Here is a 23,117-nt window from a genome sequence, read left to right on the forward strand (position 1 = left end):
CATGACCGGATCTCCGGGCCGCCTACGATGGCCGTCTCATGCGCTTCCTGCACACCGCCGACTGGCACGTCGGCAAGACGCTCAAGGGTCACTCGCGGCTCGAGGAGCAGGAGCGGGTGCTGCGCGAGATCGTCGGGATCGCACGGGAACACCAGGTCGACGCGGTGCTCGTGGCGGGCGATCTGTACGACTCGGCCGCGCCGTCGGCCGAGGCGCAGAAGCTCGTGATCCGCACGTTGATGGGCCTGGCGAGCACCGGCGCCCAGGTGATCGCCATCGCCGGCAACCACGACCACCCCGGCGCCGTCGACGCCTACCGGCCGCTGGCCGAGGCGGCCGGGATCACGCTGGTCGGCACGGTGCGCACGGCCGAGCGCGGTGGCGTCGTCCGCTTCGCGGCGCGCTCGACCGGCGAGCCGGTGACGGTGGCGGTGCTGCCGTTCCTGTCCCAGCGCTACGCGGTGCGGGCCGCGGAACTGGTCGCGCAGACGCCCGCGGAGCACACCAGCGCCTACGACCAGCAGCTGCGCGACATCCTCTCCGCGCTGACCGCGGGCTTCACCGAGGACGGCGTCAACCTCGTCATGGCCCACCTGACCGTGCTCAACGGGACGTTCGGGGGTGGGGAGCGCGCCGCGCAGTCGATCTTCGAGTACGCGGTGCCCGCGAGCATCTTCCCGATCGAGGCGCACTACGTGGCGCTCGGGCACCTGCACCGCAGGCAGCGGATGGAGGCGCCGTGCCCGGTCCACTACTCCGGTGCGCCGCTCGCGATCGACTTCGGCGAGCAGGAGAACACACCGGTCGTGTGCCTGGTGCAGGCCTCTCCGGGCTCCCCCGCGAGCATCACCGACGTTCCCGTGACGTCCGGGAGAAGGCTGCGGACGCTGCGCGGCACCGTCGCGGAACTGTCGGTGCTCGCTGCCAGTGTGGGCGACGAGTTCCTGCGGGTGTGGGTGCGCGAGCCCGCCCGGGCCGGGCTACGGGAGGAGGTGACGGCGTTGCTGCCGAACGCGCTGGAGGTGCGGATCGATCCGGAGTTCGCCGCCGCCACGCCCGCGTCCCGGCCGGCCGGGGAGGGCACGGGCCGGGCACCGTCCGAGCTGTTCGCGGAGTACCTGGGCACGCGGGGGGTGGCCGATCCGCGGGTGGAGCAGCTGTTCGCGCGGCTGCACGACCGGGTCACCGGCTGATGCGTCCGGTCCGCCTGGAGATGGCAGGCTTCGCCTCCTATCGGGAGCCCACCGTCGTCGACTTCACGGGTGCCGACTACTTCGCGCTGGTCGGGCCCACGGGTTCGGGCAAGTCCACGGTGATCGACGCGATCACGTTCGCGCTCTACGGGTCGGTGCCGCGGTGGGACAACCAGCGCACGGTCGCGCTGGCGCTGGCCCCCACGGCGGGGCGGGGCACCGTGCGGCTGCTGTTCGACGTCGGAGGCGCGCGGTACGTCGTGGCGCGCGAGCTGCGGCGGGCGGCGTCGGGCGGGGTGTCGGTGCGCTCGGCCCGGCTGGAGAAGCTGAGCGACCCGGCAGGTCTGGGCGAGGTGGGGGAGGACACCGAACCGCTGGCCGACGGGGCGGGCGGGGTCAGCGCGGCGGTCGAGGCGCTGCTCGGGCTGCCGTTCGGCGACTTCACCACGTGCGTCGTGCTGCCGCAGGGCGACTTCGCCGAGTTCCTGCACACCGAGCCGCGCAAGCGCCAGGAGAAGCTGGTGCGCATCCTGGGCCTGGGCGTGTACGACCGGATCGCGCGCGAGGCCAACACCGAGTCGGCGGCGCAGCGCCAGCGCGCCGACGTCCTGACCGAGCAGCTGGCCCAGTACGCCGACGCCACGCCCGAGGCCGAGCGGGCGGCGGCAGACCGCGCGGCGGCACTGGTGGCGCTGGCCACCCGGGTCGAGGTGCTCGAGCCGGAGATCGCGGCGGCGGCGGCCGCGGCCGAGGCGGCGGAGGTCGACGCCGCGCGGATCCGGGCCGAGGGCACCCGGCTCGCCGCGCTGGTCGCCCCCGACGGGGTGGAGGGGCTCGACGCCCGCCGGGCCGCGGCCGCCGCGGCGGTCGCGGCGGTCGCCGAACGCGCCGCCACCGCCGAGGCCGCCGACACGGCCGCGCGCGAGCAGCTGGCCGCTGCACCGGCCCGCGGCCCGCTGGAGCAGGCCCGTCGCGACCACGCCGAGCTCGCCGCGCTCACCGCCGAGCAGCCCGGCCTGCGCGAGCGCCACGAGAAGGCCCGCACCTTCCTGCGCACCGCCGTCCGGGACGCCGACGACGCGCGCGCCGCCCTGGACACCGCGCGTACGGCACGGGACACGGCGCGGGCGGCCGCGGAGGCCGCCCGGGACGCGGTCCGCGCGCTCGACGCCGAGCGTGACGGCCTGCGCGCGCTCGCCGTCCCGGCCGGGCTCGACGCGCTCGACCGCCGTCGCACGGCCGCCGCCGGCGTGCTCGACCGTGCCGCCGCGGCGCTGGTCGCGGCGGAGTCCGCCGACGTCAGGGCCCGCGACTCGCTGGCCGCCGCGCCGGAGCGCGCACCGCTGGAGCGGGCGCGCCGGGAGCGGGGCGAGCTGGCGGCGGCCGAGCGCGAGCGGGCGGGCGCGGTGCAGGCCCGCGACGCGGCGCAGCGCGCGGCCGACGACGCCGTGGCCCGGACCGCGCGGGCCCGGCACGCGCTCGAGCACGCCGAGGCCACCCGCGCGGCCGCCGTGGCCGCCGACCTCGCCGCAGCGTTGCGACCCGAGCTCGCGGTGGGGCGGGAGTGCCCGGTGTGCGCGCAGGCCGTGGCCACGCTGCCCGATCCGCTCCCGGCCGGGGACCTCACCGGTGCCGACGCGGCCCTCGCCGAGGCGTCGGCCGTCCACGACACCGCCCGCCGCGCCGAGACCGCGGCGGCCACGGCCCTCGCCCGGGCCACCGCGGACCTCGACCGGTCCGACGAGCAGGTCGCCCGGCTGCGCGAGTCCCTGGCCGCGGCGCCCGCGGACGTCGACGGCGCACTGGCCGGGCTCGACCGGCTGGCCGGTGCCGCCCAGGACGCCGACGCCGCCCTGCGCGCCGCGCGGCGCGAGCGCGAGACCGCCGCGGGGGAGGTGGAGGCGGTGCGCGGCGAACTCGCGGGTGCGGCCGCCGCACTCCGTGCGGCCCGCGATCCGCTGGTGGCGCTGGGGGCGCCCGCCGTCACCGGCGACGACGTCCTCGCGGGCTGGACCGCGCTCGTCGGGTGGGCCGGGCAGCAGGCCGCGGAGCGGGAGGACGCGTCGCCGCAGGCGCAGGCGGCGGTGGCCACGGCCGACGCCGCGCTCGCGGCCGCCGAGGACACGCTGCGGGCCGCCGACCGCACCGCCACCGAACGCCGGCACGACGAGACCGCCGCCGCGCGCGCCGAGCAGGAGGCGGCGGGGGCCGTCGCGGCTCTCGACGCGCGGCTCGGCGAGCTGCGGGCCGCCCTCGAGGGCGCGCCCTCCGACGCCGAGGCCGCCCGGGAGCTGGACGGGCTGGCCGAGCGCGAGTCGGAGGCCCGCACCGCCGACGCCGCGCTGCGCGGCGCCCGCACGGCGCTGCGCGCGGCGGAGCAGGCCGCGGCGGAGGTCGGCCGCGAGGTCACCGCGGCCTGGGACGCGCTGCGCGCCGCCCGCGACCCGCTCGTTCCGCTCGGTGCCCCCGCCGTCGCGGGCGACGACCTGCGCGCGGCCTGGACGGAGCTGGAGGGCTGGGCACGGGCGGAGGCCGGACGGCGGCGCACGCAGTTCGCCACCGCGGAGGCGGCCGCCCGCTCCGCCCGTGCCGACCGCGACGCCGCCCGGCAGCGGCTCGACGCCGATCTCGCCGCCCACGAGGTCCCCGGCACCGCGACCCCGGGCGCCGCGGTCGCCGCGGCCCTGGAGCGGGCCCGCGGTGCGCAGGAGCGGATCGCCGAACGCCGGGCCGCCGCGGCCCGGATCACCGCCGACCGCGACGCCGCGCAGGAGGCGGCGCAGGTGGCGAAGATGCTGGGCGGGCTGCTGCGCTCCGACGGGTTCCCGCGCTGGCTGGTGGCCTCGGCGCTGGACGCGCTGGTCGCCGACGCCTCCACGAGCCTCGCCGAGCTCTCCGGCGGGCAGTTCGCGCTCACCCACGCCGGCGGCGAGTTCCTGGTGATCGACCACGCCGACGCCGACGCGCAGCGCCCGGTCAAGACACTGTCCGGCGGCGAGACGTTCCAGGCCAGCCTGGCGCTGGCGCTGGCGCTCTCGGCACAGATGGCCGGCCTGGCCGCGCGGGGCGCCGCCCGCCTGGAGTCGATCTTCCTGGACGAGGGTTTCGGCACCCTCGACGAGGCCAACCTGGACACCGTGGCCGGCACGCTGGAGAACCTGGCGGCCCGCGGCGACCGGATGGTCGGGGTCGTCACCCACGTGCCTGCGCTGGCCGAGCGGGTGCCGGTGCGGTTCCGGGTGAGCCGCGACCAGGCCACGTCGACGGTGGAGCGGGAGGACCTGTGAGGTTCCCGTCATGAGGTTCACCGTCGACCCGTGGGATCCCTCCTACGGCACCAGCCTGGGGTCCGATCTGGAGCCGTCGCGGGTGGAGCCGGTGCTCGGGGTCGAGATGCCGGTGCCGCGGTGGGCGCCGGTCGACCCGACGCCCGGGGTCGTCGCGCCGTCGGCGGTGCTGTTCGTCGACGGGGTCCGCCGCACCGACGCCCAGCTGTGGGTCGACGAGCCGGACGGCACGGCCTCGCCCGCGCTGTGCGCCTCCTACGCGGCCGGGGTCGTCTGCTGCTGTCCCGAGGGCGGTGCGCACCTCGTGCACGCGGACGTGCGGCGCAGCCTGGTCACCAGCGCGGCGTCCGGGGTCGACATCGCCACCTCCGCCGGTACCTACGAGTGCACCCGCGTCGAGCCCGGCCGGCCGGGGGAGGACCCGGGCCGGGCGCTCAGCGTCACCGTGCAGGTGCGGATGCAGGAGACCGAGCTGGCGGTCGCCACCCGCTCGCGCGAGGAGCACGGCACCGACGACGACCTGCTCGTCGTGGACGGGCCGCTGGGCAGGCGGCACCCGCCGCGCGCGCTCGGGCTGATCAAGACCCACGCCACCACCTACCTGCCGGCCGAGGTCGGTGGCATCGTGGCCGCGCTCCGGGCCGGGCAGCGCACCCCGGTGTTCCGGCTCGAACGCCCCGAGTCCGACCGGGCGCTGCACCGCCACACCTGGTACCTGCGGCTGCCCTGTCCGCCGGGCGCGCCGTGGGCCGGGATCGCGCGCGTCGAGTGCGGCGGCGACCTGCCGGCGGAGCAGGCGGTGGCGCTGGCCGACACCAGCCAGGCCACGCTGGCGCGCTACGCCTCCAGCGCCTACAAGGACTCCCGCGCCCCGCAGAACCTCTACCCGATCGCCGGGCTGGAACGCGCCCTGCGCCGGCGGCTGGGGGAGCCCGCGCTGCTCTACCGCGCCCTGCGCCGCGCCGCGGCCTGAGCCGACCGGTGCGCCGGCGCGCCCCAGGACGGCGGCAGCACGGGCCGGAGCCCGGCCATGGGCTACGCCAGGAGCGTGTTCTCCACGAAGTCCAGCGACGCCGTCGCCGTGAGCGGCGAGGGGAAGCCGATCTCGGCCGGCGCGTCGAACACTCGGCCGGCCGCCACGGCGGGCAGGCCGGCCCACAGCGGGGACGCCTTCGCCGCGTCGTAGATGCGGGTGGTGCGCTCGATGGTCGTCTCGCCCGCCTCGAAGTTGATGTCGATGCTGAGCACGATGACGTCCAGCGCGGCGAGGTCGCCGAAGTTCTCCTGGGAGAAGGACTTGCCGACGTCGTCGGAGGACACGATCGCGGGGTCGAGCACGAAACCGCAGTCCACCATCGCGGCGAGCGTCTGGTTGGCCGAGGTGTCGGCGACCAAGCCGCCAGCCTCCTCGGAGTAGAACACCGCGGCGCTCCGGTTCGGGAAGCGCTGCTCCACGCGGGCGCGCAGCTCGGCGGCCCGCTCCTCGTAGGCGGCGATGAAATCGGTGGCCTGCGTCACGCGGCCGAAGGCCTGCCCGGCGAGCAGGAGCCCGTCGCGCCAGTTCGTGTAGTTGGCGGTGCTGTAGGACAGCGTTGGGGCGATGGAGCGGAGGGTGTCGTAGCGCTCCTGGACGCCGAACGCGCCGTCGAGGATCGCGTCGGGAGCGAGCGCGGCGATCGCCTCGAAGTTCGGCTCGGGCAGGAATGTGGCTATCCGCTCCACGTCGGTCAGGCGGTCGGCCGGCTGGTATTCCGGGAACGGCAGCGTGGCCGATCCGCGGGCACCCGGCGCGCCGACGAGGGTGAGGCCGAGCACCAGCGCGACATCGGTGTCGGTGTCGTAGCCCGCGACGACCCGCTGCGGATCGGTCGGCAGCTCGACCGGCCCGAAGTCGCCCTCGGCGGTGCCGGTCTGCGCCGCCGGAGGCGCGGGCGGCGGCGCGGCGCCGCAGGCGGCGAGTGTGGCGAGCAGGCCGGTGCCCACGAGCAGTTGGCGACGGGTCGCGGCCGAGACGGGGTCGAGCAGCATGGTCGTCATGATGAGGGAACCCTAAATCAGGTGTGCCTCACCAACAAGAGCGAGGGTGATCAGGTCCGGAGCCGGTGACGCAGGCCGCTGGCCCGTCCGACCGGGCGCTCGACGGCGGTCCGCACCGCCTCCTCGGTGCCCACGACCCGCACGAACTCCTTGGCCCGGGTGACCGCGGTGTAGAGCAGCTCGCGGGTGAGCAGCGGCGACTCCGCGGGCGGCAGCACGACCGTGACCCGCCGGAACTGGCTGCCCTGCCCCCGGTGCACGGTCATCGCGTGCACCCCGGTGACCTCCGAGAGCCGCGCCGGCGCGAACAGGCTGGGCGGGCCGCCCCGGGCGAACGCCACCCGCAGGCCCTCCGGGGTGGCGACCGTGACGCCGGTGTCGCCGTTGAACAGTCCCGTGTCGTAGTCGTTGGCGGTGACCAGGACCGCGCGGCCCGGGTACCACGGCTCCGCCCGGCGCGTGTCGAGCCAGCGCTCGATCTGCGTGGTCCACCGCTGCACGCCGAAGGGGCCGCGCCGGTGCGCGCACAGCACCCGGTGCGTGTCCAGCCCGGCCACCGCGGCGTCGACCTCACCCGCGCGCGCCGCGGCCGCGAGCGCCCGCCCCGCCGCGACGACGTCGGCGCGGGTGTCGTCGCGCTCGCCGCTGCCGGGCTGCCCTGCTCCGGGACGCCCGGCCCCGGCGGCCGGGGAGTCCTCGACGAACCGCAGCGCGGGGTCGCCGCGGCGCAGCACGGCGACCGCGGCATCGGCGTCGCCCGCCTGCACCGCCCGGGCCAGCTCGGCGATCGCCCCGCCGAAGCGCCAGACGTGGTCGAGGGTGACGACACCGTGCACCACCCCGGTCGGCAGGCCCAGCTCGCCCAGCGCCGCGTCGAGGGCGGGTTCGGGTGTGCCCGCCGCCCGGGCGAGGTCGCCGAGCACCGCGCCGGCCTCGACCGACGCGAGCTGGTCGGGATCGCCGACCAGGATCAGGCGCGCGTCGGGGCGCACCGCCTCGAGCAGCCGGGCCATCATCGGCAGCGACACCATCGACGTCTCGTCGACCACCACCACGTCGAACGGCAGGCGGTGGGTGCGGTCGTGGCGGAAGCGGCGGCCGGGCAGCCAGCCCAGCAGCCGGTGCAGGGTGCACGCCGGCGCCACCCGGTCGCGGTGCTCCGGGCCGAGGTCGCGGGCCACCGCCTCCTGCAGCCGCGCGGCGGCCTTGCCGGTGGGGGCGGCCAGCGCCACCCGCGTGGCGGGCCCGGGCCGGTCGAGCAGCAGGCGCAGCAGGTGGGCCACGGTCGTGGTCTTGCCGGTGCCCGGGCCGCCGGCGAGCACCGTGACGTGGCGCAGCGCGGCGACCGCCGCGGCCTGCCGCTGGCGCAGCGCGCGGGGGTCGGGGAACAGCGCGTCGAGACCGGCCCGCAGCGCGGCGGGATCGGCGAGCGGCGCGGACGCGGCGCGCTCGATCAGCGAGAGCCGCACCAGCTCCTCCTCGCGCCAGTACCGCTCGAGGTAGAGCTGCCCGTCGACCATCCGCAGCGGGCGCCCCGAGCCCTCCCCGGCCCCGTCGGCGACCAGCGGGCTGCGCCGGCACACCTGTGCCCAGGTGCCCGGGTCCGGCCACGGCAGCGCCGAGACGTCGACCAGCTCGTCACCGTCGCCGAGGACCGTGCGGTCGACCGCCGCGAGGTCGACGCACACCGAACCCAGCCGCAGGGCGCGCACCGCCAGCGCCACGGCCAGCAGCACCGCGTCGTCACCCTCCCCGCCGAGCACGCCCACCCGCCGCGCCACGTGCACGTCGGCGGTGTCGAGCACCCCCGCGGCGTTGAACTCGCCCAGCAGGCCCGTGCCGGCGTGGACGAGCCGGCCGTCCCACGGATCCACGGCCCGCACGCCCGCCCCGCCATCGGCGGCAGGCGGCCCGGGGGCGTCGGTGGCGAGGGGGCCGTCGGCCGGGCCGAGGCTCACGACACACCACCCCCGTCGAGCAGCGCCGACAGCTCCACGGTGAGCGCGGGCGGCGGCTCCCACGCGAACACGCCGTGGGGCATCCCGCCGGTGACCGGTGTGCCCGGCCCGCACATCCCGCGGACGAACAGGTACAGGACCCCGCCGAGATGGCGTTCCGGTGCGTAGCCGGGCAGCCGCCAGCGCAGGTAGCGGTGCAGCGCGACGCAGTAGAGCAGCGCCTGCAACGGGTAGTGGGCCGCGCTCATCGCCTCGGCCATCCGGTCGGGTGCGTAGTGGGCGGCGGTGAGCGGCCCGGCGCCCTCGGCCCCCACCGGCCCGAGCCAGTTGGTCTTGTAGTCGACGACCAGGAAACGCCCACCGGGCCCGGAGCGGCCTGCGGGTGGGGGTGTGCCTGCGCTGCCGGCGGGCAGGCGGAGCACCGCGTCGATGCTCCCGGTGAGGTACCCGCGCAGGGGCTGGTCGGCCAGCGCGTCGAGATGGTCGGCGTAGCCGCGCAGCGGGTCGTCGGCCGGCAGGTGCGCGCGCAGCAGCGGCGGCAGGATCCCCAGCGTGAGCGGCGGGCCGTGGGCGCCGTCGCCGCCGCCGAGGGGCAGCTCGAAGTCGAGCTCGGCGAGCCGGTCACCGGGCGCGATGTCGGCCAGCCGCAGCCCGGCGGCCAGCGGGCCCAGCGGCGTGCTCGCGGCGGGCACCAGGGCCGCGCCGAGCGTGGCCGCGTCCAGTCCGGCGACCGGGCGCCGCGCGAGCTGCTCCGCGGCGTGCGCGGTGAGCTCGGCGCCGAGATCGGCCGCCGTGAGGTCGGCGGCCTCGAAGATCGCGTGCACGAGCGTGCCGAACGCGGCCCCCACCGGTAGCTGCGCCATCGGGGACACCGGCCCCGTGCGCGCGGCCCCGTCGAGCCCGGCGCCGGCCCCGTCGTCGCGGTCGGTCACGTCGTGGAGATCCGCCTCGTCGTCCGTGCCCGCCTCCTCCGGCTCGCTGCTCACCCTGGGGCCGTGCCCGGCCGTGGCCGTGAGCGCGGTGTAGGACGTGCGCTTCCACGCGGTGTCGAGCACGCGGCTGAACCGGGCCGCCCGCAGACCCTCCGGTTCGCGCGGCGCCGCGGCGAAGGCGGGTTCGGCCCGCGGCCCCACCGGTTCCACCGCCAGCTCCGGCGCCGCCAGCGCGCGCAGGGCGTCGAGCGCCGCCGCGTCCGAGGGCACCCGGTAGGACGCGGCCACCTCGCCCGGCCACGGCAGCCCGGGGCCCGGACGGCCGAACAGCAGCCGGTGCAGCGGCGACGCGGCGACGGTGGTGGCGGGCACCCACCACGCGACCACCTGGCTGCGGGCCCGCGTGAGCGCCACGTAGAGCAGCCGCAGGTCCTCACCGGCCTCCTCGGCCCGGTGCTGCGCGCAGCGCTGCGACCAGCCCTCGCCGGTGGGGCCGCCGACGTCGAGCACCCGCGCCCCCGCGGCGTCGTGCAGCAGCGGGAACGACGGCTCCCCGGCGAACCGGTCCCAGCCGAAGGGCACGTGCACGACCGGGAACTCCAACCCCTTGCTGCGGTGCACGGTGATGACCTGGACGGCCGCGGCGTCTGACTCCAGCCGCCTGCTGCGCTCCGCGCCGGTGTCGGTGGCGGCGTCGGCGATGCGGTGGCGCAGCCAGTCGACCAGCGCCGCCGGCCCGAGATGCCCCGCCACGGCCGCGGCGTGCATCGCCTGCGCGACGTGGCGCAGGTCGGTGAGCCGCCGCTCGCCGTCGGACCCGCCGAGCAGCCGCCGCGGCAGCTCGGTGCCGGTGACCGCCTCCAGCAGCGCCGCCACCCCCCGCCCGTGCAGCACCGCGGCCCACTCGCGCAGCGTGCCGCCGAGCCGGTCGAGCAGCACGTCGGCGTCGTCGGCGCACAGCTGCTCCGCGGTGGCGCCGACGAAGCACGTGAGCGCCGCCGCCCGCACCCGGAACGCGCGTGGCTGCTCGAGCGCCTCCAGCAGCGTGAGCCACTCCCTGGCCACCGGCGTGCCGAACACGCTCGCGGTGCCCGACGCCACCGCCGGGACGCCGACGTCGGCCAGCGCCTGCCGCACGACCGCGGCCTGGTCGTTGGTGCGGACCAGCACGGCGACGTCACCGGGCCGGACCCGCACGCCGTCGAGGGTGGCCGGGCTCGCCAGCAGCTCGGCGATGTCGGCCGCGCAGTCCCGCGCCACCAGCGCGCGGGCGGGCGGGGCCAGCGCGAGCCTGCGCCCGGACTGTGGCAGCCCGTCACGGGGCACGACCCGGATGCGCAGCGGCGTGTCGACCGGCGCACCAGCGAGCCGCGGCCGGGGGTGCGCGGGCTCGACCGGGTGCACCCGGATCCGCTCGTCGCCCAGCGCGGCGCCCGCGAACAGCACGTCCAGCGCGCGCAGCAGCGGGGCGTCGCTGCGCCAGTTGCGGGCCAGCGTGGCGTGCCGGCCGGCGGTCTCGGTGGCGTCGAGGTAGCTGACGACGTCGGCCCCGCGGAACGCGTAGATCGCCTGCTTCGGGTCGCCGATCAGCACCAGGGTGGTGCGCCCGCGGCCCGGGCCCTCGCTGTGGAAGGCCGACCGCAGGATGTGCCACTGCACCGGGTCGGTGTCCTGGAACTCGTCGACGAGCACCACGCCGTAGCGGGCCCGCAGCCGGCGCGCGGCGACGCCGTCGGGATCGGTCAGTGCCGCGGACAGGCGGGTGAGCATGTCGTCGTAGGTGTAGAGCCGCCGCGCCCGCTTGCGGTGCGCGACCTCGCGGCGCACCGCATCGGCGAAGCGGTGCCGCACGTGTGCCGGCGAGCCCGGCTGCGCGTCGGCGGGCTCCAGCCGGGCCTGCCCGTCGTACACGGCGGCCCGGGCCAGCTTCCCCGCGTCCGCTCTGCCGAACGCGGGGGTGCCCGCCGCCCGGGACCCGTACTTGCGCACGTAGAAGTCGTCGACGACCTCCGCGATCAGGTCGTCGATCGACTCGACGAAGCGGGCGTCGGGATCGCTGTCCACCGCCACGCCCAGCCCGTCGAGCATCTGCTGGCAGAACTGGTGGGTGGTGGCGATCGTGGCCGCGTCGAACCCGGCCAGCGCCCGGGCCAGCCGCGCCCGCCGCGCGGCGATCTCAGCGTCCGGGACGCCGGCGAGCAGCGCCAGCACCTCGTCCCCGCCCGCGCGGGCCCCCACCGGGTCGGCGAGCCCGCGGTGCGCCGAGACCAGCCGCTCGCGCACGCGCTCGCGCAGCTCGGTGGTGGCCTCCCGGCCGAACGTGACGAGCATCAGCTCGGGCAGCGCGGCGTGACCCTCGGCGACGTAGCGGGCGGCGAGCGCGGCGATGGTGAACGTCTTGCCGGTGCCGGCGCTGGCCTCCAGCACGGTGGTGCCGGTGGGCAGGGCGCCGGTGACGGAGAACGCGGCGGGGGCGAGGGTGGACGTCACGGGAAGTCCACCGCCTCGCACTCCAGCAGCGGTTCCCACAGCCGCCGCGCCAGCGCGCCGAACCGGGTGGGCTCGCCGCCCGGCGGCCCCGGCTGCGCGGCGAGCGCGTCGGACGCGGGGCCCCAGACGCGCACGTGCGCGTCGTCCGCCGCCTCGCCGATGGCCCCGGTCCACTCCCGCAGCGCGTCGGCCAGCGCGACGTCGGGCGGGGCGTGCCCGGCCCGGCTGCGGACGTAGGCCGCCGCCGACTGCGTGGCCAGCGGCAGCGGCTCGCACATCCCCTCGCGGTGCAGCGCCACGAGATCGGCCAGCAGCGCCCGCGCCCGCCCGGGATCGACCGGGGCGATCGTGGCGCGGGCGATGCCGTGCCGGGCCGCCCGGCCGATGCTCACCGCACCCCACCGCTCGCCGGTGGCCGCGGTGAGCGCGAGCAGCCGCACCCACGCGCGGATCCGCTGCTTCGGCCTGAGCCGCGAGTAGTCCACCCGCAGCAGCGTGGTGCCGTGCAGGCCGCCGAGCGTGCCGGCCACCCGGGTGCCGCACGCCAGCTCGACGTCGACGTCGTGCGCGGCCGGGGCGGGGGTGAGCAGCCGCTGCGCCGTGGCGACCAGCGGCTCCACCCCGTCGACGACGGTGGTGAGCAGCGCCTCGCCCAGCGCGCCCGGTGGGAGCTCGCCGCGGCGCCACTCGGCCTGGATGCACAGGTCCAGCGCCCGGCCCTGCAGCCGGTCGCGCAGCAGCCGCTCGCCGACCTGGTACTGCGCGAGACCGTCGAGCTCGATGGGCAGGGCATCGGCCGGGTCGTCGTCGCGCTCGAACAGCGACAGGCCCACGCGCTGGCGGAGGAACGCCCGGACCGGGTGCTCGGCGAACGCCACCAGCTCGTCGAGATCGACGACGCCCGGTGCGGGTGCGGGCAGCGGGGCGGCCAGGAACGGGGGCGGTGGCGACTTCGGTCCGGCCGCGGCGAGCGCCCCGGCGAGCTCGGCGCGGTCGAAGCTGAACGGGCGCCCCGGTGCGAAGTTGCGCGAGTCGAAGGGTTGCAGCGGGTGCCGGACCACGACCGCGTCCCGCGACCCGGTGATCGCCTCGACGGCGTCGAGCAGCTCGCCCAGCGGTACGGCGGGCGGGCGGCGGGCCCCGCTGCGCTCGTCGGCACCGGAGTGCACCACGACCAGGTGCTCGGTGGCCGCGCAGACGGCGTCGAGCAGCAGCTGGCGGTCCTCGCTGCGGGCGTCGCGCTCCCCGGCCAGCGGATCGCGGGCGAGCACGTCGTCGCCGTCGGGGACGCCGGCGCGGGGGAACACGCCGTCGTCGAGACCCAGCAGGCACACCACCCGGTGTGGCACCGACCGCATGGGTACCAGCGTGGCGACGGTGAGCGTGCCGGTGCGGAAGTTGGCGCGGCCGGGGCGCCCGCGCAGGCGCTCGTCGAGCAGCGCGCGGACGTCACCGGGGGCCAGCGGCACCGTCGACCCGCGCGGTCCCGCCGTGCGCAGCGCCTCGGCCAGCTCGCCGCGGGCCTGGGCGGCCTGCCACTCGTCGGCGGCGCCGGTGTCGGTGAGCGCGTCGAGCCCGGCCGTGAGCGCCTCGACCCAGGCCGCCAGCGGCTGCTCGGCGCGCAGCCGCGCGAGCACCCCGGTGAGCCGGTGCACGAACTCGGCGAGGCGCCCCACCCGCTCGACGTCGCCGGACTCGACCTGCTCCAGCGGCAGGGCCGTGCCCAGCCAGTCCTGGTCGCCGGGTGGGCGGGCCGGGGCCATCGTGACGCCGAGCAGCAGCCGGTCCAGGCCGGCGGCCCAGGTGTTCTGGCCGAAGCCGTCGAGGCGGTAGGGCTCGCGGTGCGCGGCGTCGAGCCCCCACCGCACCCCGGATGCGACGACGAGCTCGCGCACGCGCACCACGTCGTCGGGATCGAGCCGGAACCGGCGGGCGACCGGGCCGGAGGCCAGCAGGTCGAGCAGCTCGGAGGACGTGAGCCGCGCGCCGGCCAGCTCGAGCAGGCGCCCGACGGTGTCGAGCAGCGGGTTGACCTGCCGCAGGGCGCGGTCGGCCAGCCGGACGCGCAGGTGCTGGCCCGGATGCCCGCTCGCCGCCGCCTCGGCGGTGCCCAACCCGAACGCCGCGGAGATCAGCGGCGCGAAGGTCTCGATGTCGGGGCACATCACCAGCACGTCGCGGGGCTCCAGCGTGGCGTCGGCGGCGAGCAGGCCCAGCACGACCTCGCGCAGCACCTCCACCTGGCGGTGGGCGCCGTGGCAGGCGTGCACCTGGACGGTGGGATCGGCCGGCGCCCGCTCGCCCGCCCGGTCGGCGCGAAGCTCGCGCTGCAGCCGCCCCAGCAGCGTGCCGGGCGGCTCCGGGGCCGGATGGTGGTGGTCGACCCGCTCGGGCACCTCGGCGAGCAGGCCGACCTGCAGCTCCCGCACGTCGCGACCGAGCGAGGACAGCAGCGGGTGGTGCACGGCGGCGGCGGTGGGGTCGGCGGCCCGCCTGGGCACGGTGGCCGGGGCCAGCGCCGCGACCTGCGCCCACAGTGCAGGGGAGGGGTGCGGCAGCCACAGGTGGACGTCGCGGTGCACCCCCAGCGCGCCGAGGACGGCCAGCTGCTCCGCGGTCAGCCGCGTGGGCCCGAACAGCGACAGCCGGGCCGGCAGCCCGGCGCGCTGCGGCTCCCGGCGCAGGACGTCGGTGACGGCGAGCAGCCGCTCGGCGGGGGCCGGGGTGCCGATCCGTTCCCGCAGCTGCCGGAACAGCGCGGACTGCCAGGCCAGGTCGCCCGGGGCGTCCTGCCCGGCCAGCCAGGCGCGCAGCATCGCGGGGCGGTGCGTCGAGTAGGAGGAGAACAGCTCGGCGAGCGCCCGGGCCGTGGCCCACCGCCTGCCCGGCCGCACCAGCTGCGGGTCGGCGCCCGCGTCGATCACGTCGAGCAGCGGCCACACCATCCGGGCCGGCTGCCACGGGTCGTCGTCGGCGTCGTGCCCGAGCGCGCCGGCCACGGCCGTGGCGACCACCGCGGCGGGGGAGGGGAACGCGACGCCCGCGCACACCCCGTCGCCCGTGCCGGGGCCGGTGCCCAGGCGGTGCGAGAGCCGCTGGGCCAGCCAGCGCTCGATCCCCCGGGCCGGGACCGCGACGATCTCGGTGGCGAACGGGTCGGCAGGAGGCACGGCGAGGACGTCGGCCAGCGCCTCGGCCAGCGCGTCCGCGCGCTCGGCGCGGTGCACGTGCAGCATGTCCGTCCCTCCCGTCGGGCACACGGTAGGGCGATGGCCCGACAGTTCCGGATGCGGGCGGACGGCGATCACGCACGGTGAGAACGACACGATGGTGGGATCCCGTCGGTGCCCCGTTAACGGCAGGCTGTGCTCCACGCGATCTGGTCGATGACAGCGCGAGCAACTGCGAGGAGGCCGGCATGAACGCCGACGACGAGGCCAACTTCCCGGTCGGCATCCCGGCCCAGCGCGGGTCTCGTGGCGGGCCCTCCCCGCGCGACATCCCCGCCCAGCGGGCCGTGACGGCGCCGGTCCGCCGCGTGCCTGCGCCCTACGCGCTCGCCCCGTCCACCGCGCCCGAGCCGGGGACCGCACCGTCGGACCCGATCCGCGACCACGCCCGCAGCGAGGTCCTGCACCGGTACGCCCGCCTCACCAACTCCGGAAGGCCGGTGTTCTGCACGCCGAGCCAGGCCGAGATCGCCGGGGTGGTGGCGCTGCGCCAGGGCCGGGGCACCGACGGCAAGGTCATCTACCCCACCCGGGAGGCCGCCGAGGCCGCGGCCCGCGAGCTGGAGGGGCTCGGTGCCCGCGCCCTGCGCTCCTACCTGTGCGGCCGTTCTCGCAGCGGCCACTTCCACCTCGCCACCGACACCTCGCAGCGACCGCTCACCCCGGCCGAGGTGCACGCCCGCATCCCCCGCCAGCAGGGCTCGCTCTCGGCGTGACCCCCCGCGAGACGTCGGCGTGGTCGGGGAGGCCGGTGGCCAGTCGGGCCTGACCTGGTCGGCTCCGGTCGGCACGTCGGAGCGGTCGGCTCCGGTCGGCCCGCCGGAGCGGTCGACTCCACCGTGACCGCCGGGGGCGGGACCCGAGCGACACCCGGTGCTCGCACGGCGTCGATCGGGGGCGTCGTGCCGGTGCGGGAGGGCGGGCCGGGTCGGGCCGCGCGCGTGCGGCATTCTGCCGCCCGGCGGTGGGGACGGTGGTGATCATCGGTTCGGAACTGGTGGGTGTGTGGGGTCGGGGTTGATCGACGTGCGGGAACGGGGAGGCGTGGATGCGGCGCCTCCGGGTTCCGGACGGGCGATCATGGAGCGAGAGGCCCCTGCCCTCCGGGCGCGCCCAATCACACCATGGTCATGGCCCGGCCGGGCGGTCTCGGCATCCCGGGCCGGGTCCGCGGCTGGGTGACCGGACTGGGTGGCCCGCCGGTCACCCGGCGCGGTTGTCGGTGGTGATCGGCGGTGGGGAACCGGTGGGTGTGTGGGGTCGGGGTTGATCGGCGGACGGGAACCGGGAGCCGTAGCTGCGGCGCCCGGGGGTTCCGGGACGGCGATCATGGGGCGGTGGGCCCGACGCGGACCGCTGCGCTGCGGTAACTCGACCACACGCCCGGCGGCCGTGATCATCGCCTCGCTGCGCGGACGGCCTATCCACTCCACGTCCGGCGCGGCATGCCCTGGCCGGCCCGACTTCTCCGCTCGGCCTCTCCGGCTCGGCTCGGGGTGCTCGGCTCGGCCTCTCCGGCTCGGCTCGGCGTGCCCGGCCCGGCCCCCGGCTCGGCTCGGGAGCCCGCTCGCGCCGTCGGGGCCCGGGAGGGTCGATTGTCGGTGGTGATCGGCGATGGGGAACCGGTGGGTGTGTGCGGTCGGGGTTGATCGGCGGACGGGAACCGGGAGCCGTAGCTGCGGCGCCTGCGGGTTCCGAGTCGACGATCATGGAGCGGTTGGGCCCGGCACGGTCGGCTGCACCGCGCAGCTCGGCCACATCCCCGGGCGGATGTGATCACCGTCTTGCTGTGCAGACGGCCTATTGACCGCCCGGCCCGGCGTGTCCGGCCCGGCCCGGTGTGCCCGGCTCGGCCCGCCGCGACCTGAAGGTCTTCGGCCCTCCGTCCTGCTCGGCGCACAAGCAGGCCGGACCGGGCGGGGCGCCGCGCGGCCCGGTGATCCTTTCGGCGGTACGGTGCCGGGGTGGACGCCGCTTCGACCGTCGTGTTCGACCTCGGTGAGGTCCTCGTCCCGTCCACCGGGGTACTGGCCGGGCTCGCGGCTGAGCTGGGCGTCGACGAGCCGACCCTCGGCCCGGCCTACTGGGCCGCCCGGCGGGCCTACGACCTCGGCGGCTCGTCGACGCGGTACTGGAGCGGCGTGGCCGAGGCCGTCGGCCGGGCCCCCGATCCGGACGTGCTGGCGAGGCTGGAGCGGCTGGACTCCGAGAAGTGGTCGACGCTGCCGGCCGAGAGCGCCGCGCTGCTGCGCGGGCTGGTCGGTGTGCGGCTCGCGGTGCTGTCCAATGCCCCGGCCCCGCTGGCGGCGGCCGTGCGGGCCGCGTCCTGGAGCACCCCGTTCGCCCACCTGATCTTCTCCGCCGACGTGGGTGTGGCGAAGCCGGACCCGGCGATCTACGCGCATGCCGATCGGCTGCTCGGTGGCCTCCCGGCGGTGTTCTTCGACGACCGCCCGGAGAACGTCGACGCCGCCCGCGCGCACGGCTGGGACGCCCACGTCTGGGCGGGGCCGCACGAGGCGCGGCGGATCATCGGTCGCTGAGGCCCGGCCCGGACACCTCGCCCGGACACCTCGGCCCGGCGGCCCTGGATGCCTCGGCCGGGACGCCTCTGCGGGGATGCCTCTGCCGGGACGCCCCTGCCGGGACGCTGCGCCGCCCGGCGCCTCCGCCCGGCGCCTCCGCCCGACACCCCCACCCGGACGCTGCCTCGCCCGGACGCTGCCCCGCCCGGACGTCCCCACCCGGGCGGCCTCGCCGGGTGGTGCGGCGCGGGGGCGCTCGACACGGCAGGGTGGTCCCCGACGACCCCGCACCCCTTTGGAGAGCCCGATGTCGACCCATCCCCGCGCAGGCACCCCCGCCCGAGCAGAGGACCTCGTCGACCTCGACGCCCTGCTCACGGCCTACGCCGACCGCCACCCCGACCCCGACGACCCCACCCAACGCGTGGCGTTCGGCACCTCCGGCCACCGCGGCTCGTCGCTGCTCACCACGTTCAACGACGACCACATCGCCGCCACCAGCCAGGCGATCTGCGAGTACCGCGCGGGCCAGGGCATCGACGGTCCGCTGTTCATCGGCCGCGACACCCACGCGCTGTCCGAGCCGGCGTGGACCACCGCGATCGAGGTGTTCGCCGCCAACGACGTGCACGTACTCGCCGACGGCGACGACGCGTTCACCCCCACCCCTGCCGTCTCGCACGCGATCCTCACCCACAACCGCGGCCGCGTGAGCGGCCTGGCCGACGGTGTCGTCGTCACGCCCTCGCACAACCCGCCCGCCGACGGCGGCTTCAAGTACAACCCGCCCCACGGCGGCCCGGCCGGCTCCGACGCCACCGGATGGATCGCCGGGCGCGCCAACGAGCTGCTGGAGGCGAAGCTGCGGGGCGTCCGCCGGACCGCGCTGGACAGGACGAGCCTGGGCCGCTACGACTTCCTCGGCGCCTACGTCGAGGACCTGCCCAGCGTGCTGGACCTCGACGCGATCCGGGACGCGGGCGTGCGCATCGGCGCCGACCCGCTCGGCGGCGCCGCCGTCGCCTACTGGGGCGCGATCGCGGAGCGTCACCGCCTGGACCTCACCGTCGTGAACCCCGACGTCGATCCGCAGTTCGGCTTCATGACCCTGGACTGGGACGGCAAGATCCGGATGGACTGCTCCTCGCCGTACGCGATGGCCTCGCTGGTGGCCCAGCGTGACCGCTTCCAGATCTCCACGGGCAACGACGCCGACGCCGACCGGCACGGCATCGTCACCGCCGACGGCCTGATGAACCCCAACCACTACCTGGCCGTCGCGATCGGCTACCTGTTCGCGCACCGCCCGGGCTGGCCCGGCGCCGCGGGCATCGGCAAGACCGCGGTCAGCTCGTCGATGATCGACCGGGTGGCCGCCGACCTGGGCCGCCAACTCGTCGAGACGCCCGTCGGGTTCAAGTGGTTCGTGCCCGGCCTGATCGACGCCACGTTCGGGTTCGGCGGTGAGGAGAGCGCGGGGGCGTCGTTCCTGCGCCGCGACGGCGGGGTCTGGACCACCGACAAGGACGGCATCATCCTCGCCCTGCTCGCCTCGGAGATCCTCGCGGTCACCGGGCGGACGCCCAGCGAGCGCTACCACGAGCTCACCGACCGCTTCGGCGCCCCGGAGTACGCGCGCATCGACGTCGCCACCACACCGGAGGCGAAGGCGAAGCTGGGCAGGCTCTCCGCGGACGACGTGAGGGCCACCGAGCTGGCGGGCGAGCCGATCACGGCCCGGCTCACCGAGGCGCCCGGCAACGGGGCGGCGCTGGGCGGGCTCAAGGTCGTCACCGACGGCGGGTGGTTCGCCGCGCGCCCGTCGGGCACCGAGGACGTCTACAAGATCTACGCCGAGAGCTTCCGCGGGGCGCAGCACCTGGCCCGCATCCAGGACGAGGCCCGCGAGGTGGTGACGGCGGCGATCGCGTAGGGACGCGGCCGCGCCCAGGTCAGCTGAGCAGGTGGCGGCGGAGGAACTCCACCTCGTCGGCGCAGAACGCCTCGAAACCGGCGCCGACGTAGGCCTCGAAGTGCGCGAAGGGATGGGTCACGAGCTCGCCGCGCGGGGCGGCGACGGCCACCGCGCGCGCCGGGCCGGAAGGCGTCACCGAGTCGTGCTCGCACACGGCCACCAGCAGCGGGCAGCCGATCCGTGCCGCGTGCCGCCCGGGCCGGTCGAACGGCACCCGCAGCGCGACGCGGGCGGCCACCTCGTTGCGCCACCGCACCCCGGCGGGCACCAGGCGCGTGATCGCGTCCCCCGCACCCGGCCCGGCGATCACGGCGCCGCTGCCGACCTCGCCGGCCACCGGTACCAGCACGGGCGGGCGGCCGAGCCGGCCGCGCACCTCGTCGCGCAGCGCGTCGCCCAGCAGGCGGGCGGTGTGCCGGAGCCGGGCCGCGCCCGGCCGGGACCGCCGGGACCCGCGCAGCGTCGCCACCCCGTCGACGAAGGGCACCTGCGCCACCACCGCCGCCAGTCGCGGGTCACCCGCCGCGACCGCGAGCACGTGCCCGCCGCTGAACGAGGTGCCCCAGAGCGCGACCCGCTCCGGGTCGATCCCGCCGGTGGCGCGGGTGTGCTCGACCGCGGCGCGCCAGTCGGTCCGCTGGGCGGCGAGGTCGAGGACCTGCCGGGGTTCGCCCGCGGAGTCACCGAAGCCGCGGTAGTCGAAGACGAGCGCGGCGAGACCGGCGTCGGCGAACCGCTCGGCCCACGCCGCCAGCCGGCACGCGCGCGTCATCCCGAACCCGTGGGCGAGCACCACGCACGGGGTGGGCCCGGCGACCGCGGGCCGGTAGAGCCATGCGGCGCACTCGGTCCCGGCGACGCGGAACGGGTGATCCACTCGGGTCCAGGTCACCGGCTGATGATCGCAGCCAGGGCGCAGCGCGGCCGTTCCCGCCGGGCCGGGCGCCCGCGCGGGCACCGGCGGCGGGGTCGGCTCAGGGCCGGGTACGGGCGTCGCACTCCACGCGCGGCCCCGGCCCGTAGCCACCCGATCCGGCGGGCCGGTGCCCCGCCCGCCGCGGCCGTTCCCGGCCCGGTGCACCGGTCCGGGCCAGCGCCCGCAGCGCCAGCTCGCGGTGCCGCGGGTCCTCCGCCCGTTCCAGGAAGCGCATGAGCTCCTGCGCGGCGGCGCGGCCCGGCCTGGCCCGCACCCACGCGGCCAGCTCGGCGTCGGCGACCTCGGGCCGGGCGCGGATCATCCGCACGCACACGTACTCGACGTCCTCGTCGGCCAGCTCGCCGACCAGCGGCGCGTGCACGCCCGCGTCGACGAGCATCTCGTGCACCGCCCACAGCCCGATCGGGGTGAGCGCCACCCAGGTCGGGTCCGGATCGTCGCGGCCGGCCAGCTCGGCGAGCTCCTCGTGGTCGTCGGTGTCCAGGCTCTCCGTCAGGTGCACGGCCCCGAGCAGCTCCAGCGCGTCGAGCAGAGCGGTGACGTCACGGCGCCACAGCCGCTGCTCCACGTCGCCCGCGAGGTCGTCGACGACGCACCCCATCCGCTCGTTGACGGCCTCGCGCACGGCCCGGTGGAACCGCTCGACGGGGATCGCGTCCCCGCCCTCCGCGTAGAGCAGCTGCAGCAGTACCGGGAACGCCTCGCCCAGGCTCATCCCGAACAGCGACGGCGCCCCGAACACGTCGGACCCGCCGAAGTGGTCGCCGATCCGCCCGACGGCCTCGAACGCGCGTCGCCACATCTCGATCGGCCGGCTCAGCAGCGGGGCCGCGTTCTTGACCTGCACCAATCGGCCGCCCGTGACCCGCACGAACCGCGCCTGCCGCGCCCAGTGCAGCAGCAGCGTGATCTCCGGGAGGTCGTCGCTGGTGCGGGCGCGGGCCCGGGAGAAGTGGTCGAGGTCCAACGCGTCGGCGACGGCGCGGGCGTCGCCGAGCAGCAGCCTGCCCTCGCGCGTGACGGCCCGACCCGCCCGCACCCAGCGCGTGAACGCCCGCAGCCGCGCCAGCGCCACCGACGAGTCGGCCGCGGCGAGCATCTGCGCCGCCCCCGGCAGCAGCACCGGCGGGAGGTCGGGCCCGGTCGGGTGGTCCGGGCCGCCGTCGTGGCGGCGGGTGATCTCGGCGAGCGCGTCCCGGTCGACGCTCAGCGCCCCGCGGTCGACGTCGGCCAGGAAACGGGCGACCGCGACCGGATCGGCGGTCGGCACGCCGTGGCGCAGCATCTGCACGGCCCAGAACGTGCCCAGGTCGTGGTTGCGCTCGTCGTCGAGGGCGTCGTGCAGGGCCGGGGTGGAGTCCTCGACCTGCGCGTGCAGCTCCGCGGCCGGGGCCGAGCGGCTGTCGAGCCAGTCGTGCTCGGCCAGGAAGCCGATCAGCGCGTGCAGTGCGGCGGGCACGGCGTCGCGGTCGTCCTCCAGGAGCGCGACCGTGCGGGGGAACCAGACGGCCAGCGCGTCGGCGACGTGGGCGCGGGTCCAGTGACCGAGCCGCCCGTCCACGCCGTGCTTGTGATCCAGCGCCGCGGCCACGAGTGTCGGTTCGACCTCCATGCCCCGGCGCCGGGCCCAGGCGACGATGCGCAGCCGCAGCCGGTCGCGGGCAGAGCTGTACTCCTCCATGTCCTCCGGGCCGAATACGAGACGCACTCGACCCACCATGGCAGCCCCCACCCGGACCCGGTCGGAGGGGGTGGCGTGCGGCTCAGCGCAGCGGCGTGCGTGCCCGCCGGACCACGGCGGGCGGCAGGTTCCGGCGGACGACCGGGCTGGTCGTGACCTGGGCGAAGTGGGTGCGCAGGTCGGCGAGCTGGCGTCGGGCGGGCGGCGCCCAGCGCGTCCACGAGTACGCGAACTGGGTGAACACGCCGTCGTCCGCGAGGGCGTCGGTGATCACTGCGTGCAGGCCGCGGCCGTCGGACCCGGGGGAGTAGGCGACCCACGGCAGCCCGCTGACCACGGCGTCCACCCGGTCGATGCCCCGCTCGGCGAGCAGGGCGGGCAGCGTGTGCGCGTCGGCGCAGACCACGTCGACCTCGGGATGGCGGTCGGCGAGCAGGGCCGCCCAGCGGGGGTTGAGCTCGACGGCCAGCTGCCGTGCCCGGCCGCCGGTGCGCTCGGCGATCGCGCGGGTGAACGCGCCGGTGCCCGGGCCCAGCTCGACGACGACGGGCGCCCCGGTGGCCGGGATCGGCGCGGTCATCGCCGCGGCCAACGCGCGGGAGCTGGGGGCGAGCGCCGCGGTGTGCAGCGGGTCGCGGGCGAACTCCCGCAGGAACAGGCCGGTGTCGGTCCACGCCACCCGCCCACCGTAGGGGCCCTCCGGGACACCGGCCCCCTGTTCTCGCGCCGGACGTGTCGGTCATCACGCGCTGACGGACACCGGCCGGGGGGGGGGCCCCCCCCCCCCGGGGGGGGGGGCCCCCGGGCGCCCCCCCCCCCCCCCCCCCCCCCCCCCCCCCCCCCCCCCCCCCCCCCCCCCCCCCCCCCCCCCC

At 77.3% G+C, this 23,117-nt stretch carries 13 protein-coding genes; 6 read left to right on the forward strand and 7 right to left on the reverse strand.

The window, feature by feature from the left end:
• Positions 1–38 precede the first annotated feature (38 nt).
• Genes sbcD through Q1K26_RS24220 form a run of 3 tightly spaced genes read left to right on the forward strand, consistent with a single transcriptional unit; the run spans position 39 to position 5,453 of the window.
• Positions 39–1,193: an exonuclease subunit SbcD gene (sbcD, locus tag Q1K26_RS24210; protein WP_300017510.1), complete on the forward strand. Its 1,155-nt coding sequence runs from the start codon at positions 39–41 to the stop codon at positions 1,191–1,193.
• Entirely contained in the window at positions 1,193–4,480 is a 3,288-nt protein-coding gene (locus tag Q1K26_RS24215) for an SMC family ATPase (RefSeq protein ID WP_300017513.1), read from the forward strand. The genes sbcD and Q1K26_RS24215 overlap by 1 nt, the downstream gene beginning before the upstream one ends.
• A gap of 10 nt (positions 4,481–4,490) precedes the next feature.
• The gene (locus tag Q1K26_RS24220; RefSeq protein ID WP_300017516.1) at positions 4,491–5,453 is read left to right on the forward strand and encodes a hypothetical protein; all 963 of its coding nucleotides are present in this window, start codon (positions 4,491–4,493) and stop codon (positions 5,451–5,453) included.
• Positions 5,454–5,515: 62 nt separating this feature from the next.
• Here Q1K26_RS24220 and Q1K26_RS24225 read toward each other — a convergent pair whose 3' ends face one another.
• From Q1K26_RS24225 to recC, 4 genes are read right to left on the reverse strand one after another with little or no spacing between them, the layout of a single operon-like run.
• Positions 5,516–6,517 carry an ABC transporter substrate-binding protein gene (locus Q1K26_RS24225; protein WP_300017517.1) on the reverse strand — a complete coding sequence of 334 codons (1,002 nt, stop codon included), beginning with the start codon at positions 6,515–6,517 and terminating at the stop codon, positions 5,516–5,518.
• A 50-nt stretch (positions 6,518–6,567) separates the two neighbouring features.
• On the reverse strand, positions 6,568–8,475 hold the full coding sequence (gene recD, locus Q1K26_RS24230) for an exodeoxyribonuclease V subunit alpha (RefSeq protein WP_300017520.1): 1,908 nt from the start codon (positions 8,473–8,475) through the stop codon (positions 6,568–6,570).
• A complete protein-coding gene (locus tag Q1K26_RS24235) occupies positions 8,472–11,897 on the reverse strand; it encodes a UvrD-helicase domain-containing protein (RefSeq protein WP_300017523.1) in 3,426 nt (1,141 codons plus the stop codon). Before Q1K26_RS24235 ends, recD begins: the two co-directional genes overlap by 4 nt.
• A complete protein-coding gene (recC, locus tag Q1K26_RS24240) occupies positions 11,894–15,133 on the reverse strand; it encodes an exodeoxyribonuclease V subunit gamma (RefSeq protein WP_300017526.1) in 3,240 nt (1,079 codons plus the stop codon). The genes Q1K26_RS24235 and recC overlap by 4 nt, the downstream gene beginning before the upstream one ends.
• Positions 15,134–15,315: 182 nt before the next feature.
• On the opposite strand from recC, the gene Q1K26_RS24245 reads away from it, so the two are divergent.
• The 3 genes from Q1K26_RS24245 (at position 15,316) to pgm (ending at position 19,585) form a co-directional block, all read left to right on the forward strand.
• Positions 15,316–15,843 carry a hypothetical protein gene (locus tag Q1K26_RS24245; RefSeq protein ID WP_300017529.1) on the forward strand — a complete coding sequence of 176 codons (528 nt, stop codon included), beginning with the start codon at positions 15,316–15,318 and terminating at the stop codon, positions 15,841–15,843.
• Positions 15,844–17,091: 1,248 nt separating this feature from the next.
• Complete coding sequence (locus Q1K26_RS24250) at positions 17,092–17,670, forward strand: HAD-IA family hydrolase (RefSeq protein WP_300017533.1); 579 nt, start codon at positions 17,092–17,094, stop codon at positions 17,668–17,670.
• A 289-nt stretch (positions 17,671–17,959) separates the two neighbouring features.
• On the forward strand, positions 17,960–19,585 hold the full coding sequence (pgm, locus tag Q1K26_RS24255) for a phosphoglucomutase (alpha-D-glucose-1,6-bisphosphate-dependent) (RefSeq protein ID WP_300017536.1): 1,626 nt from the start codon (positions 17,960–17,962) through the stop codon (positions 19,583–19,585).
• Positions 19,586–19,604: 19 nt separating this feature from the next.
• On the opposite strand, the gene Q1K26_RS24260 is transcribed toward pgm, so the two are convergent.
• The 3 genes from Q1K26_RS24260 to Q1K26_RS24270 all read right to left on the reverse strand — a co-directional run bounded on the left by Q1K26_RS24260 (position 19,605) and on the right by Q1K26_RS24270 (position 22,924).
• Positions 19,605–20,519, reverse strand: a complete 915-nt coding sequence (locus Q1K26_RS24260) for an alpha/beta hydrolase (protein ID WP_300017539.1) — start codon at positions 20,517–20,519, stop codon at positions 19,605–19,607.
• 82 nt (positions 20,520–20,601) lie between these two features.
• Entirely contained in the window at positions 20,602–22,272 is a 1,671-nt protein-coding gene (locus tag Q1K26_RS24265) for a hypothetical protein (protein WP_300017542.1), read from the reverse strand.
• A gap of 55 nt (positions 22,273–22,327) precedes the next feature.
• Complete coding sequence (locus Q1K26_RS24270) at positions 22,328–22,924, reverse strand: methyltransferase domain-containing protein (protein ID WP_300017545.1); 597 nt, start codon at positions 22,922–22,924, stop codon at positions 22,328–22,330.
• Positions 22,925–23,117 lie beyond the last annotated feature (193 nt).

Source organism: Pseudonocardia sp. (assembly GCF_029263155.1).
GTDB lineage: Bacteria > Actinomycetota > Actinomycetes > Mycobacteriales > Pseudonocardiaceae > Pseudonocardia.

Coding starts and splice junctions, on each gene's coding strand:
- Q1K26_RS24245 (WP_300017529.1), top strand. CDS start 15,316: ATGAACGCCGACGACGAGGCCAACTTCCCGGTCGGCATCCCGGCCCAG.
- sbcD (WP_300017510.1), top strand. CDS start 39: ATGCGCTTCCTGCACACCGCCGACTGGCACGTCGGCAAGACGCTCAAG.
- Q1K26_RS24215 (WP_300017513.1), top strand. CDS start 1,193: ATGCGTCCGGTCCGCCTGGAGATGGCAGGCTTCGCCTCCTATCGGGAG.
- pgm (WP_300017536.1), top strand. CDS start 17,960: ATGTCGACCCATCCCCGCGCAGGCACCCCCGCCCGAGCAGAGGACCTC.
- Q1K26_RS24220 (WP_300017516.1), top strand. CDS start 4,491: ATGAGGTTCACCGTCGACCCGTGGGATCCCTCCTACGGCACCAGCCTG.
- recC (WP_300017526.1), bottom strand. CDS start 15,133: ATGCTGCACGTGCACCGCGCCGAGCGCGCGGACGCGCTGGCCGAGGCG.
- Q1K26_RS24225 (WP_300017517.1), bottom strand. CDS start 6,517: ATGACGACCATGCTGCTCGACCCCGTCTCGGCCGCGACCCGTCGCCAA.